The sequence below is a fragment of the Halioglobus sp. HI00S01 genome (genome assembly GCF_001635445.1).
Taxonomy (GTDB): Bacteria; Pseudomonadota; Gammaproteobacteria; order Pseudomonadales; family Halieaceae; genus Halioglobus; species Halioglobus japonicus.
Map to the genome: position 1 here is coordinate 1 of NZ_LWEE01000264.1, position 206 is coordinate 206.

Annotated in this window: 1 protein-coding gene; it reads right to left on the minus strand. The window is 57.3% G+C overall.

Annotation, left to right across the window (positions count from 1 at the left end; translation table 11 throughout):
• Positions 1-206 (minus strand): SDR family oxidoreductase (locus A3709_RS17465; RefSeq protein ID WP_156507834.1); only part of this gene is annotated, 206 nt, incomplete at both ends.

Here is a 206-nt window from a genome sequence, read left to right on the forward strand (position 1 = left end):
ATTGACGCCACTTTTGGCCGCGGCGTAGGCAGTATTAAACGCCTGACCGCGCAGAGATGCATTGGAGGAAATGTTGACGATGGCACCGCCGCCTGCAGCCTGCATTGCAGGGATTTCGTACTTCATGCACAGCCAGGTGTTGGTCAGGCACATTTCCAGTGTCTGGTCGAAGACCTCGCGCTCGTAGAGGTGGATAGGGCCAGAGC